The following is a 13,892-nucleotide window of genomic DNA, read 5'->3' on the forward strand; positions in this document are numbered from 1 at the left end:
TCATACAACCTAGAAACAAGACCGCGCCATGCCACGTCCCTCCAACACCGAAGCGCGCCGGGAACAGATTGTCGCCGGGCTGCTCAAGGCCATGGCCGCGCGCGGCTACGAGGGCGCGTCCGTGGCGGAGATCGCCCGGGCGGCGGGCCTGAGCGCGGGGCTGGTGCACTACCACTTCGAGGACAAGCAGGAGATCCTGCTGACCCTGGTGCGCTCGTTGGCCGCTCGCGCGCGGCAGCGCTTCGCCACCCGCGCGACGAAGCTCGCCTCGGACGATGCGCGTGGGCGGGTGGAGGCGTTCGTGGACGCGTTCCTCGCCACCGGGCCGGACGCGGACGTGGCGGCGGTGGCGGGCTGGGTCACCATCAGCGCGGAGGCCATCCGGCAGCCGGAGGTCCGCGCCGCCTACGAAGAGGTGGTGCGCGCGGACCTGGAGCAACTGGAGGCGCTGGTCGCGGCGGTGGTGGGCAAGCGCCGCGCGCGTCCGCTGGCCGCGGGCCTGTTCGCCGCCATCCAGGGCTACTTCGTGCTGTCCGCGGGCGCGCCCGGGCTCGTGCCCCCGGGCTCCGCGGCGGGCACCGTGAAGCGCATGGCGGTGGGGCTGTTGGATTCGGCGGACCGTGAGGTGTCGTGATGACCATCGCTCTCTATGCAGGCAGCTTCGACCCCGTGACGGCGGGCCACCTGTCGGTGGTGCGGCAGGCGGCGCGCCTCTTCAGCCACGTCGTCGTGGTGGTCGCGGTCAACCCGAACAAGCGCACGCTGCTCACCGCCGAGGAGCGCATGGCGCTCATTCGCGAGGCCGTGGCGAAGCACCCCAATGTCTCCGTCACCTCCACCGAAGGGCTCATCGTGGAGCTGGCGCGGGAGATTGGCGCGAGCGTCCTGTTGCGCGGCGTGCGCGGCGCCACCGATGCGCAGTTCGAGACGGAGCTGGCGCAGATGAACCGCGCGCTCGCCCCGGAGCTGTCCACCCTCTTCCTTCCCGCGGAGGCGCACCTGGCGGAGGTGTCCAGCAGCGCCCTGAAGGAGCGCCTCACGCGCGGCGAGGATGTGTCCGCGTATTGCCCCCCCGCCGTCGCCGCGAAGCTGCGCGAGCGGCTGTCCCCTCCACTCCGGAGCCATCCATGAGCCTGTCCTTCATTCCCCTGGGCGTCGGTGATGCCTTCTCCGCGCTCCACTACTCGTCGTGCCTGGCCCTGGAGGCGGAAGGACAGGTGCTGCTCATCGACTGTCCGCACCCCATCCGCAAGATGATGCGCGAGGCGTCCGAGTCCTCCGGCGTGCCCCTGGACGTGGAGCGCGTCAGCGCCGTGGCCCTCACGCACCTGCACGCGGACCACGCCTCCGGGCTGGAGAGCCTGGCGTACTTCTCCTTCTTCGTGTTGCAGCGGAAGATGGAGCTGCTCGCGCACCCGAGCGTCACGCGCCGCCTCTGGGAGGGCCACCTGGCCGCGGGCATGGAGTGCCTCATCGAAGAGCAGGGCGCGGGCCCCAACCACAAGCACTTCGAGGACTACTTCACGCACACGCCGCTGCACCTGGAGCGCGCGGTGAGGCACGGTCCGTTCGAAATCGAGTGCCGCTTCACCTACCACCACGTGCCCACCACCGCGTTCCGCATCCGCGCCGGGGGCCGGTGCCTGGGCTACAGCGCGGACACGGCCTTCGACGAGGGGCTCATCTCCTGGTTGTCCGAGGCGGACCTGGTCATCCACGAGACGAACTACGGCGTGCACACCCCCTACGAGAAGCTGGCGGCGCTGCCGGAGGCCACGCGCGCGAAGATGCGCCTCATCCACTATCCGGACCTGTTCGACTCGAGCGGCAGCGTGATTGAACCGCTGGTGCAGGGCCGGCGCTATACCGTCTGAGGGCGGAGCGCGTGGCCGGCTGGATGCCCTTCATCCTCCAGGAAGAAGGGCTTGGGGCTTGCGCGTTGCGCCATGCCCGGTCCGCTCGCCTTCACGCGCCGAGTGCGCTACGCCGAGACGGATTGGCACGCCCCCTTTGTGCCTCCGCAAGAGAACGACTGTCCGATGATGAAGAAGACCGTGAGCACCTGGGCGGTGCTGCTGCCGCTCGCAATGGTGCTGGCCACTCGTTCAGCCGGGGCCGCCGAGCCGGCGCCTGCCGCCGACACCGTCCGCCTCACGATCCTCCACCTCAACGACGTCTACCAATTCCAGCCCACCGCCCGGAACCGGGGCGGCCTGTCGCGCGTGGCCACGCTCAAGCAGCAGGCGCTGAAGGAGTCGCCGCACGTCCTCACGCTGCTGGCGGGTGACACGATTTCGCCCTCGGTGGAGTCGTCCGCGGAGGTGGCGGGGGAGGCGCTCAAGGGCAAGCAGATGATCGACGCGTGGAACGCGCTCGGTCTGGACTACGCCACGGTGGGCAACCACGAGTTCGACTTCGGGGACGACGTGCTGCGCGCGCGCCTCCAGCAGTCGCGCTTCCCGTGGCTGGGCGCCAACGTGATGAGCGTGAAGTCGGGGCAGGTGTTCGACGGGCTCAAGTCGTGGGACCTCCGCGACGTGGGCGGCGTGAAGGTGGGCATCTTCGGCGTGGTGCTGCCGCAGACGCAGACCTCGTCCAAGCCGGGCAAGGACACGCGCATCACGCCGTTCTGCGAGGCGGCGAAGCGCTCCGTGGACGAGCTGAGGGCCGCGGGTGCGCAGTTCGTGCTGGGGCTCACGCACCTGGCGGTGGACCAGGACCGGGAGCTGGCGAAGTGCGTGCGCGTGGACCTCATCATCGGCGGGCACGACCACGACCGCGTGGAGGAGACCGTCGCGGGCACGCCCATCTTCAAGCTGGACGAGGACGCCATCGACCTGGGCCGCGTCACGCTGGACCTGGATGCGAAGACGGGCGCGGTGAAGAAGCTCGCGTGGAAGGTCATCCCCATCACCTCGAAGACGCCGGACGACGCGGCGTTCAATGAGCAGATGAAGCCCTACGCGCCGCTGCTTGCCACGCTGGCGGAGCGGGTGGGCCGCTCGCCGGTGGCGCTGGAGGCGCGCAGCGCGCAGAACCGGCTGGAGGAGACGAACCTGGGCTCGTTCCTGGCGGATGCGTTCCGCGATGCGATGGGCGCGGACGTGGCGCTCGTGAACGGGGGCGCCATCCGCGCGGACCGGGTGCTGCCCGCGGGGCCGATGACCCGGCGAGAGCTGTACTCGCTCATGCCCTACCGCAATGAACTGGTGGTGCTGATGGTGAAGGGGGCGGTGCTGCGCGCGGCGCTGGAGAACGGCGTCAGCCTGAGCGGGCCGGACGCCAAGCCGCCCGGCCGCTTCCCGCAGGTGTCTGGCCTGCGCTTCACCTACGACCTGCGCAAGGCGCCGGGAGCGCGGGTGACGAAGGTGGAGGTGAAGGGCAGGCCGCTGGACGACGCGGCGGTGTACCGGCTGGCCACGCTGAGCTTCGTGGCGCAGGGCAACGACGGCTACTCCATGTTCAAGGACCTGCCCGTGGTGCCCAGGGGCCTGGATGTGTCGCCGTGGGAGGCACTCGGCACCGCGTTCCGCACCGGCAAGCCCGCGCCTCGCGCGAAGCCCCAGGGCCGCATCACAGTCCTCGGCGCGCCCAGGGGCGGACTGCACGCGCAGCCGTCGATGAAGTAGGGCGGACTGGAGCAGGCTCCCCTCCCGGGCGCGACTTCCGCGAAAGCTGTCCGACTGTCGGACAGCTTTTCGCCGCAGGGCACCGGCAGCAGCGCGGCGGGCCCGCTTGTCCCCTGCCGCGCTACCGCCAGGGCGCGGTCCAGCCGCGGGCCCGGTAGACGATGCGCCCCGCCAGCTCGCGCAGCATGTCCGTGCTCTGGTTGAGCGCCCCCGAGCGCGGCAGCCAGCTCAGCTTCGCGGGGGGAATCGTCGAGGAGCGCAGGTCCACAGCGAGCGTGTCCGCCTTCAGCCCCACCGCCGCGAAGCAGCCGGCCGCCCGGGGCAGGTGCGCGGCGCTCGTCACCAGGAGCAGCGACTTCCAGCTGTGCTTGCGCACCAGCGGCTCCGACTCCAGCGCGTTCTCACGGGTGTTGCGGCTGCGCCCCTCCTTCACGATGCGCTCGGGCGCGATGCCCCAGTGCTCCAACTGCGCAGCCAGCACGTCCGCCTCCACCACCGCCTCCGGCCTCGCGTCCAGGTTGCCGGCGGTGATCAACACCTGCCGTGCCCGGCCGTCGCGCAGCAGCTCGAAGGTGCGCATCATCCGCTCCGGCGCGGCGTTGTACTCCGGCTGTCCCGAGCGCTCCGTGGCCGCCGCGTCCAGTCCTCCGCCCAGCAGGATGACCGCGTCGTAGACCGTGTCCGGCCGGTACGTGCTCACCGCGTCCGCCTCCGTCGCGCGCGTGAGCAGCGCCACCGTCGGCTCGATGGAGAACACGTACAACACGGCCAGCGCCAGGAGCTGGGACACCAGCGACAGGCGCTTCCACCGGCGCAGCACCACGCCCCCCACGCCGAACAACAGCGCCCAGGTGAGCGGGGACAAGAGCAGGTCCAACACCTTCGACAGGACGAGGAACATCGCAGCGCGCCGCTACCGGCCCGGCCGGGACTTGAGGTACTGCCGGGCCTCCGCCGCGCCGGCCCCTCGCGGCCGCAGCTGCAGGTAGCGCCGGTAGTGCTCCACGGCCACTGCCGCCCGGGCCGTCCGCGCTCCCACCCGCCCCATCCCCAGATGGCACTCCGCGGCCGTCTCCAGCAGCCGCAGGCACGTCCCGAACTTCCCGCTGGCCTGCCCCGGCTTGCCCGCCACGAGCAGCTCCACGCCCAGCGTGTACTCCGCCCCCGCGCCGGGGGACTCCGCGATCCAATCCAGGGCCTCGTGCGACTCGCTCTGGGCGTTGACGCTCGGCACGCCCTTCCGGCTGCCCGCCTTCTGAGGCTCCGGCACCCGTGCGTCCACCACCGGCTCCGGCGGAGGCGGAGGGGGCGGCAGCCGCTCCAGCGTCACCTGCACGCGCTCCGGCACCGCCGCCTGCGACACGGTGGTCGACCACGGATGGTGGCCCACGTAGCGCAGCTCCAGTTGGTGCGATTCCTCTCCTGGAGCGACCTTCAGCACCGTCGGCGTCATCCCGACGTACCTGCCATCCCAGCGCACCTCCGCGCCCGGAGGCACCGACACCACCTGGAGGTTGCGCCCCGGCGCTTCCGACATGTCGGGCAGCACCGCGCGCCCCACGAAGAAGACCGCCGCCGCCGCGATGATGGCCGCCCAGACCCAGCCGGGCACTCCCGCGCCCATGTCCGCCGCGGGGCTTCCGCCCACCAGCGCCCCAGGCACGTGGTCCTCCGGGAACGCCTCGGCGTGCGCGCGGTGCACCGCGGACGCCCGCTCCGGCTCGTCCATCCCCTCCGGGCCGCCCTCCCCCGTCCACACCGCCACCTGGCGCAGGAAGGACTCCGGGATCCGCGGCGGCTGGCCCGCGAGCTTCAGCTCCTCCTCGAACAGCCAGCCCATCAGGTGGCGCAGCGTGGACGCGGGGAACAGCGGCGCCCGGTACGCGAGCCACTCCGCCAACGCGCGCTGGAAGTCCTCCGCGCTCGTGAAGCGGTCATCCCGCCGCAGCGCCAGCGCCCGCGACACCAGCGCCCCCAGCGACGGATCCAGGTCCGGCACGTGCGCCTGCGGGGGCGTCAGGTCGCCCGTGGCGATGCGCTCCATCACCGAGGCCTGGTCCCCTTCCGCGGGCCTGCGGCCGGTGAGCAGCTCGAAGAGGACGACGCCCGCCGTGTACACGTCCGAGCGCGCGTCCAGCGCCTCCGCCCGCGTCTGCTCCGGTGACAGGTAGAGGAACTTGCCGCGCACCACGCCCGCGTCCGTGTCCTGCCGCCCGGCCCACTGCGCCTTCGCGATGCCGAAGTCGGTGAGCTTCACCTCGCCCTCGTAGCTCACCAGGACGTTGTCCGGGGACACGTCGCGGTGCACCAGCCCCAGCGGACGGCCCTGCTCGTCGCGGCGCGTGTGCGCATGGTGCAGGCCCTTGCAGACCTCCACCATCAACTGCACGGCCAGCGGCGCCGGCAGGTGCGCCACGCCCTTCAGCTTCAGGCGCTTGAGCACCCTGGACAGGGGCTGCCCGTCCACCCACTCCATGGCGAGGAAGTACTCCCCCTCCTCCTGCCCGAAGTCGAAGACCTGGACGATGTTGCCGTGCGACAGCCCCATGGAGATGCGCGCTTCGTTGAGGAACATCCGCACGAAGGCGGGGTCCTGCGCGTACGGGTCCCTCACGCGCTTGATGACGACGGACCGCGACACGCCCTCCGCCACGGTGTAGCGCGCGCGGTGCACCACGGCCATGCCGCCCGCGCCCAGGCGCTCCTGCAGCTCGTACTTGCCGAAACGCGTCGTGTGCGCACCCGATGTCACGGGCCGGACGCTACCCCACCGCTCACCCCCGAGGGGAGCCCCACCCCGAGGGCCCGGAAGCCTCAGCGCTCGCCCCAGTGGAGCTTCTGCCGGAGGATGGTGAAGAAGGCCACGCGCGGGTTGCGCACCAGGCCCACGCGGTTGGGCGAGCGCACCACTTCGATGCAGTCCCCGCCCTGGAGCGAGTGGCCCGTCTGCCCGTCCAGCGTGAGGTACGTGTCCGCCGTCTCGCTCTTCAGCGTGACGCGGATGGTGCGGTCCGCCGGCACCACGATGGCCCGCTGGGTCAGCGCGTGCGAGCAGATGGGCGACAGGATGGTGCAGTCCACCGACGGGTGCACGATGGGCCCGCCCGCGGACAGCGAGTACGCCGTGGAGCCGGTGGGCGTGGCCAGGATGACGCCGTCCGACTTGTACGTGGTGATGGGCACCCCGTCGATGGACGTCTCGTGGTCCGCGATGCGCGCGAGCGCGCCCTTGTTGATGACCACGTCGTTGAGGATTTCATCCTCGATGAGGACCTTGCCCCCGCGCAGCAGCCGGCAGGCCAGCTTCATCCGCGAGTCCACGTGGAAGTTCCCCGCCAGCACGTCATCCAGCCGGCTGAAGAGCTCCTCCACGGACACCTCCGTCATGAAGCCCAGGCTGCCCAGGTTCACGCCGATGATGGGCACGTTGCGTCCGCCCAACAGGCGCGCCGCGTAGATGAGCGTGCCGTCACCGCCCAGCACCACCACCAGGTCCGCGCGGGCCGCCAGCTCCCGGTCCTCGATGCGCGGCCAGTTCAGCGCGTGCGCCAGGGCACGGTCCGCCAGCACCGTCAGGTTCGGGTGGCGCTGCTGGATTTCCGCCGCCAGGGCCACGGCCTGCGGGGTGTCTCGCTTCGCGACGATGACGAGGGTCTGCACGCCCCCCGGGTTCTAGTCCAGCCTGCCAACCGTCCTCCGCAGGAAAATGACGCACCTGCTCGGCCCCGGACATCACAAGGGGGCGCGACAGGGCGGACGGGGCGCTAGGTTTGGAGGCCCCATGGACCTCTTCGACCACGCCAGCCAGAAGGAACAGGCCGTCCTGGCGCCGCTCGCCGAGCGCATGCGCCCCACCTCGCTCAGCGAGTACCTGGGCCAGGAGCACCTCACCGGAGAGGGCCGCTTCCTGCGCCGCGCGCTGGAGAGCGACCAGGTGCCCAGCCTCATCCTCTGGGGGCCGCCGGGCACCGGCAAGACGACGCTCGCCCAGCTCATCGCGCGCTCCACCGGCGCCGCCTTCGAGACGATGTCCGCCGTGCTCGCGGGCGTGAAGGACATCCGCGAGACGGTGGCCCGCGCGCAGGACCGCTGGAAGCTCCAGCGCCAGCGCACGCTGCTCTTCATCGACGAAATCCACCGCTTCAACAAGTCGCAGCAGGACGCGCTGCTGCCCCACGTGGAGAAGGGCACCGTCACGCTGATTGGCGCCACCACGGAGAACCCGTCTTTTGAAGTGAACGCCGCGCTCCTGTCGCGCTGCCGCGTCATCACCCTGCGCGGGCTGGAGCAGGAGGAGCTCATCGCCGTCATGCGCCACGCGGTCTCGGACCCCCGGGGCCTCAACGGCAAGGTGGCGGTGGACGACGCGGCGCTGGAGTTCATCGCGGACGCGGCGGGCGGGGACGCGCGCAAGGCCCTCACCGCGCTGGAGGCCGCGGCGGCGTACGGCCGCACGGCGGTGGACCGCAAGGTGGCGGAGGAGGCGCTCCAGCAGAAGATGCTGCTCTACGACAAGGGCGGCGAGGAGCACTACAACGTCGTCAGCGCGTTCATCAAATCCATGCGCGGCAGCGACGTGGACGCCGCGCTGTACTGGATGACGCGCATGCTGGAGGCGGGCGAGGACCCTGTCTTCATCTTCCGCCGCATGGTCATCTTCGCGTCGGAGGACGTGGGCAACGCGGACCCGCGCGCGCTGGGCGTGGCGGTGGACGCGCTGAGGGCCTTCCAGCTCATGGGCCTGCCGGAGGGCACCCTGCCCCTCACCCAGGCCGTGACGTACCTGGCGCTCGCGCCCAAGTCGAACGCCGTCATCGCCGCGTACGCGGCCGTGCGCGAGGCCGTGACGAAGGAGGGCGCGCTGCCGGTGCCCATGCACCTGCGCAACGCGCCCACGAAGCTGATGAAGTCGCTGGGTTACGGCGGCGGGTACAAGTACCCGCACAACTTCGAGGGCAACTACGTCCCGGAGGACTACCTGCCCGAAGCGCTGCGCTCGCGCTGCTTCTACACCCCGACGCGCAACGGCTTCGAGGCGGAGCTGTCCGAGCGCTACGAGGCCATCCAACAGCAGCTCGCCGCGCGGCGCAGCGAGCGCGAGCCCGGAGAGGACGGCTGAAGCGCCGTCACTCCCCGAGGGGCCCCGTCAGGACACCGCGTCTTCAGGACACCGCTTCCAGGACGGGGCCCGGGCCGCTGTCCGAGTCCGGGCCCTTGGGCGAGCGCGGCTTCATGCTGCGGCCCGCCACCTCGTACTGCTTGAGCAGGCGGCGGAAGTTGGAGCGGTCCACGCCGGCCGCGCGCGCCGCGCTGGACACGTTGTGGTTGTTCTTCTCCAAGAGCGCGGACAGGTAGCGGCGCTCGAAGGCGCGCATGGCCAGGCGCTTGGCCTGGGCGTACGGCAGGTGCGCCAGGCTGAACACCTCCACCGCCGAGTCGGCCTGGGGCGCGGCCTGGAAGCCGGGCGGCAGGTCCTCCACGTCGATGGCGTCGTTGGCCGTCAGCACCACCGCGCGCTCGATGACGTTCTCCAGCTCGCGCACGTTGCCCGTCCACCGGTTGCAGGTGAGCGCCTCCATGGCGCGCGGGCTGATGCCGGTGACCTTCTTGTCCGCCTTGGCGGCGTAGACCTTGAGGAAGTGGTGCGCGAGCAGCGGCACGTCCTCCGGGCGGTCGCGCAGGGGCGGCAGGTCGATGGTGATGACGTTGAGGCGATAGAAGAGGTCCTCGCGGAACTTGCCCTGCTCCTTCGCGCGGGACAGGTCCACGTGCGTGGCGGCGATGACGCGCACGTCCACCTTCACGGGCTCGTTGGCGCCCACGCGCTTGACTTCACCCTCCTGCAGGACGCGCAGGAGGCGCACCTGGGTGGCCGGGGGCACGTCGCCAATCTCGTCCAGGAAGATGGTGCCGCCGTCGGCCGCCTCGAAGAGGCCCTTCTTGTTGCCGGTGGCGCCGGTGAAGCTGCCCTTCACGTGGCCGAAGAGCTCGCTCTCCAGCAGCGTCTCCGTCAGGGCCGAACAGTTGACGGCGACGAAGGGCTTGTCGCGGCGCGCGCTGCGGTAGTGGATGGCGCGGGCGACCAGCTCCTTGCCCGTGCCGCTCTCACCCTGGATGAGCACCGTGGCGGTGGAGTGGCTGACCGTCTCCACCAGCTTGAACACGGCGCGCATCTGCGAGGACTGACCGATGAGGTCCTCGAACTGGCTGCGCGCGGTGAGCGCCTCCTCCAGCGCGCGGGTGCGGTCCTTCAGCGCCTTGCGCTCGGCGGCCTTGGCCACCGTGAGGCTGACCTCGTCGATGTTCTCGAAGGGCTTGGTGAGGTAGTCGTACGCGCCCGCCTTCACCGCCTCCACCGCCGTCTCCACGGTGGCGAAGGCCGTCATCATGATGACCTCCACGTCCGGGCGGTCCGCCTTGATGGCGCGCAGGAGGTCCATGCCGGACAGGTGCGGCATCTTGATGTCGAGCACGACCACGTCGATGGACGGGTCCTTGGCCGCCGCGAGCCCCTCCACCGCGTCGTCGATGGCAACGACCGGGTGGCCTTCCCGCTGGAGGATCTGGGTGACGGCCTTGAGGACGACGGAGTCGTCATCCACAACGAGGACCTTGGCGCGCTTGACTTGGTTCACGGCAACCTCTCGAGCTGCAGGGGAATAGGCAGGTAGACGATGAAACGGGAGCCCTGGCCCACGTGGGTATCCACCTGGAAGGTGCCCCCGTGGTCCTGAACGATGCGATAGGCGATGGACAAACCCAGGCCGGTGCCCTCGCCGGGCGGCTTGGTGGTGAAGGACGGCTCGAAGATGCGCGGCAGGTGCTTCTCTTCGATGCCCGAGCCGGTGTCCGTCACCGCGAAGAAGGTCCGGTCGCCCTCGCGCCCCGTCTCCAGGGACAGGCGCCCTTCCGCGTTGGGGAGCGCCTGCAGGCCGTTCTGCAGCAGGTTGAGCACCACCTGCGCGAGCGTGCCGGGGTCGCCGTACACCTTGGGCAGCCCGTCCTTGAGGCCCAGCTTCAGCTCCACCTTGGGCATGGACTTGAGCTGCGCGCGGAAGAGGACCGCGGCGTCCTCCACGCACTTGGACAAATCAAAGAGGCGGCGGTCCTCCACGCGGCTGTGCCGGCTGAACTTCAGCAGGCTCTCCACGATGCGCTTGCAGCGCAGCGCGCTCTCTTCAATCAGCTTCAGCGACTCCAGGTCGCTCTCGCTGCGGCCCGCGTCGCGGGACATCAGCTGCGCGAAGGCGAGGATGCCACCCAGCGGGTTGTTGATTTCGTGCGCCACGCCGCCCGCGAGCTGGCCCACCGCGGCCATCTTCTCCGTCTCGATGAGCCGGCGCGTCATGGCCTGCTCCTCGGTGACGTCGCGGTAGGTGCACACCGCGCGGTCGTCGCCCGCGAACGGGTACGCGGCCACCACGTAGCTGCGCCCGCCCTGCTGCACTTCCCCGCGCGCGCCCTTGCCCGTCTCCATGGCGGAGGGCAGCGGGCAGCCCTGGCACGGCGTGTCCCGGCCGAAGAGGTACTGGTGGCAGGGGACGTCCGAAGGCACCTCTTCGATGGAGCGGCGGGCCACCTGCGCGTAGGCGACGTTGGCCCGGCGCACCGCGAAGTCCCGCGCGCGCACCACCGCGAGCGGCGTCTCCATGCAGTCGAAGGACAGCTCCCACTCGCGCTTGGCCGTGGAGAGCAGGCGCGTGCGCAGCGCGACGCGCTCCTCCAGGTCCGCGTTGAGGTGCTTGAGCTCCGCGTTCTGCTCCTGGGTGACGCGGTAGAGCCGGTCGTTCTCCGCGTGGAGCGCGTACTGCTCGAAGGCGCTCTTCACCGTGAGGACCAGGTGGCTGTCGTTCCACGGCTTGGAGATGAAGCGGAAGATTTCCGAGCGGTTGATGGCCTCTTCGATGGCCTGCTGATCCGCCTGCCCCGTCAGCATGATGCGCTGGGCGCGCGGCGCCTGGAGCTTCACCTGGGTGAGGAACTCCACCCCGTTCATCCCCGGCATGCGGAAGTCGGAGATGACGACCTCCGGCTGGAAGCGCTCCAGCGTGCGCAGGCCGGCTTCGGCGTCCGTCGCCGTCTCGATGTCCCACTCACCGCGCCGCAACACCCGCCGGATGGACTTGAGGATGTTCTCCTCGTCGTCCACGAGCAGCAGCCGGCCGCGGGCGACCGGGTCCTGCGCCTGCGCTTGAGCTCCGAGGGTTCCCATGGACTTTCCGGGAATAGACATTTGCAATGGCCTTGCCAAACCGGAGATTTGGATAAACCCCGGCAATCACGCCATTTTTCAATGGCATGACAAAAAGGGGCAAGGTCATTGTAGACCCATGGGACCCAATGGGGTCAAATGCGACCCCGGGTGATTGACCCTCTGGGTCAGCCGGCCCGCGAGGGCGGCGTGGAAAACAGGGGGGCGGGAGGGTGCAGGCAGATGCGGTCGCGACCCTCCCGCTTGGCGCGGTAGAGGGCCTCGTCGGCGGTGAGCAGCAGCTGCTCCGGGGTGAGGATGGCGCGGTGGGGGAAGCTGGAGACGCCCAGGGACGCGGTGACGCGCAGGGCGCCCTCCGGGCCCGCGTGCAACTCGTTGATTCCCTTGCGGATTCGCTCCGCCACGGTGAGGGCGCCGGGCAGGTGGGTGCAGGGCAGGAGGATGGCGAACTCCTCTCCTCCGTAGCGGGCCACCAGGTCCGTCTCACGCACGCTGTGCTGGAGGGAGGCCGCCACCTCCCGCAGGACGCGGTCTCCCGCCCCGTGGCCGTGGGCGTCGTTGATGTTCTTGAAGTGGTCCAGGTCCACCAGGATGAGCGACAGGCTCTCGTCGTAGCGCTGCGAGCGGCGGAACTCCTCGCGCAGCCGCTCCTGGAAGTAACGGTGGTTGTGCACCTGGGTCAGCCCGTCCGTCACCGCCAGGCGCCGCAGCTCCTCCACCTGGGAGTGAAGTGACCTCAACCGGGAGTGCGTTTCCAGGCGCTGATAGAGCCTCAAACGCAGCTCTTCGTCGTCCCAGGGGGTCAAAATCACCTCAGCCCCCCTGCGCAGCGCGGCCAGGCGCAGGGTGCGATCCTCTTGAGGTGCAAGGACCACCACGGCGGGTCGGGGCGCGGGTTGAGGTGGGGTGAGGGCCTCCAGGAGGCGCTGGGCCTGCGCCTCGTCGGGGCCGCCGGAGCAGAGCAGGACGCCGTCTACCTCCTGGGTCAGCCCCAGCGCCTCCGGCCCGGACCGGGCTACACGGAGCGCGAAGTCCTCCGGGCCGAGGGTGCGCACCAGCTGCGGCAGCAGCGCCTGCGAATCGTCCACGACCAGAAGCGTGTAGGGCTGGGTTTTCACCGTGTCCCCATAAAATAATGGCTACGCGGTACTATAAGGGTTTCCCGTAAGAAGGGCCAAGAGGTTTGCCAGCGGGGGGGCCCTCTGCTAGCGAGCCCGCGTTTCCTTCCTGACGGAACGCGCGCGACATGACGACCGTGGCCAAGTACCCGAGCATCAGCCTCTTCTTCCCCGCCTGGAACGAAGAGGACTACGTGGAGCGCGCGGTGAGCCGCGCACTGGAGGTGCTGCCGAAGCTCACCGACGACTTCGAAATCATCGTCGTCAATGACGCCTCCACGGACCGGACCCAGGAGGTCTGCGACGCGCTGGCGGCGAAGGTGCCTCAGCTGCGGGTCATTACCCACCCCGTGAACCTGAAGCTGGGCGGAGCGATGCGCACGGGGCTGGCGGCGAGCACGAAGGACCTGGTGCTGTACTCGGACATCGACCTGCCGTGGGACATGCGCGAGCTGGAGCGGGCGCTGCACCTGATGGACTACCTGGAGGCGGACATGATCTGCGCCTTCCGGTTCGACCGCACGAGCGAGGGCGCCAAGCGCATCGTGTACTCGTTCGTCTACAACCTGCTCATCCGGGCGCTGTTCGACATCCAGATCAAGGACGTGAACTTCAGCTTCAAGCTGATGCGCCGCCAGGTGCTGGAGTCGATGGAGCTCCGGAGCCAGGGCTCGTTCATCGACGCGGAGCTGGTGGTGAAGGCCATCCGCAAGGGCTTCCGCGTGTTCCAGATGGGCGTGGACTACTTCCCGCGCACGCGCGGCATCTCCACGCTGGCGTCGCCGTCCGTCATCCTGAAGATGGTGAAGGAGCTGGTGAGCCTGTACCCGGAGACGCGCTCGCCGTCCCCGACGGCCAGGCCAGTGCGCCTGCCGCCGTCGGTGCAGCCGTTGCGCTCGGTGCCGGGCCAGGCGGGGCGCGGGTAGGACGGAC

12 protein-coding genes are annotated in these 13,892 nt (G+C 70.2%); 6 read left to right on the forward strand and 6 right to left on the reverse strand.

The window, feature by feature from the left end; translation table 11 throughout:
• Nucleotides 1-28 precede the first annotated feature (28 nt).
• The 4 genes from JYJ93_RS31800 to JYJ93_RS31815 all read left to right on the forward strand — a co-directional run bounded on the left by JYJ93_RS31800 (nt 29) and on the right by JYJ93_RS31815 (nt 3,629).
• Nucleotides 29-634 (forward strand): TetR family transcriptional regulator, encoded by a 606-nt coding sequence (locus JYJ93_RS31800; RefSeq protein WP_206798305.1) that lies wholly within the window; start codon nt 29-31, stop codon nt 632-634.
• Nucleotides 634-1,131, forward strand: a complete 498-nt coding sequence (coaD, locus tag JYJ93_RS31805; protein ID WP_206798306.1) for a pantetheine-phosphate adenylyltransferase — start codon at nt 634-636, stop codon at nt 1,129-1,131. The genes JYJ93_RS31800 and coaD overlap by 1 nt, the downstream gene beginning before the upstream one ends.
• Complete coding sequence (locus JYJ93_RS31810; protein ID WP_206798307.1) at nt 1,128-1,874, forward strand: MBL fold metallo-hydrolase; 747 nt, start codon at nt 1,128-1,130, stop codon at nt 1,872-1,874. The genes coaD and JYJ93_RS31810 overlap by 4 nt, the downstream gene beginning before the upstream one ends.
• Nucleotides 1,875-2,039: 165 nt before the next feature.
• Complete coding sequence (locus JYJ93_RS31815; protein WP_206798308.1) at nt 2,040-3,629, forward strand: bifunctional UDP-sugar hydrolase/5'-nucleotidase; 1,590 nt, start codon at nt 2,040-2,042, stop codon at nt 3,627-3,629.
• 121 nt (nt 3,630-3,750) lie between these two features.
• On the opposite strand, the gene JYJ93_RS31820 is transcribed toward JYJ93_RS31815, so the two are convergent.
• The 3 genes from JYJ93_RS31820 to JYJ93_RS31830 all read right to left on the reverse strand — a co-directional run bounded on the left by JYJ93_RS31820 (nt 3,751) and on the right by JYJ93_RS31830 (nt 7,289).
• The gene (locus JYJ93_RS31820; RefSeq protein ID WP_206798309.1) at nt 3,751-4,530 is read right to left on the reverse strand and encodes a YdcF family protein; all 780 of its coding nucleotides are present in this window, start codon (nt 4,528-4,530) and stop codon (nt 3,751-3,753) included.
• 12 nt (nt 4,531-4,542) lie between these two features.
• On the reverse strand, nt 4,543-6,381 hold the full coding sequence (locus tag JYJ93_RS31825; RefSeq protein ID WP_206798310.1) for a serine/threonine-protein kinase: 1,839 nt from the start codon (nt 6,379-6,381) through the stop codon (nt 4,543-4,545).
• Between the two features lie 62 nt (nt 6,382-6,443).
• Complete coding sequence (locus JYJ93_RS31830) at nt 6,444-7,289, reverse strand: NAD(+)/NADH kinase (RefSeq protein ID WP_206798311.1); 846 nt, start codon at nt 7,287-7,289, stop codon at nt 6,444-6,446.
• 121 nt (nt 7,290-7,410) lie between these two features.
• Here JYJ93_RS31830 and JYJ93_RS31835 point away from each other — a divergent pair, with 121 nt between their 5' ends.
• Nucleotides 7,411-8,748, forward strand: coding sequence for a replication-associated recombination protein A (locus JYJ93_RS31835; RefSeq protein WP_206798312.1), 1,338 nt, complete (start codon nt 7,411-7,413; stop codon nt 8,746-8,748).
• 43 nt (nt 8,749-8,791) lie between these two features.
• Here the strand turns inward: JYJ93_RS31835 and JYJ93_RS31840 are convergent, their stop codons facing one another.
• The 3 genes from JYJ93_RS31840 to JYJ93_RS31850 form a co-directional block, all read right to left on the reverse strand.
• Nucleotides 8,792-10,264 carry a sigma-54 dependent transcriptional regulator gene (locus JYJ93_RS31840; RefSeq protein ID WP_206798313.1) on the reverse strand — a complete coding sequence of 491 codons (1,473 nt, stop codon included), beginning with the start codon at nt 10,262-10,264 and terminating at the stop codon, nt 8,792-8,794.
• Entirely contained in the window at nt 10,261-11,841 is a 1,581-nt protein-coding gene (locus tag JYJ93_RS31845; RefSeq protein ID WP_206798314.1) for an ATP-binding protein, read from the reverse strand. The genes JYJ93_RS31840 and JYJ93_RS31845 overlap by 4 nt, the downstream gene beginning before the upstream one ends.
• Nucleotides 11,842-12,008: 167 nt before the next feature.
• Entirely contained in the window at nt 12,009-12,959 is a 951-nt protein-coding gene (locus JYJ93_RS31850) for a diguanylate cyclase (protein WP_206798315.1), read from the reverse strand.
• Between the two features lie 137 nt (nt 12,960-13,096).
• Between JYJ93_RS31850 and JYJ93_RS31855 the strand changes: the two genes are divergently transcribed.
• A complete protein-coding gene (locus JYJ93_RS31855) occupies nt 13,097-13,885 on the forward strand; it encodes a glycosyltransferase family 2 protein (protein ID WP_206800556.1) in 789 nt (262 codons plus the stop codon).
• Nucleotides 13,886-13,892 lie beyond the last annotated feature (7 nt).

This window comes from Corallococcus sp. NCSPR001 (assembly GCF_017309135.1).
GTDB lineage: Bacteria > Myxococcota > Myxococcia > Myxococcales > Myxococcaceae > Corallococcus.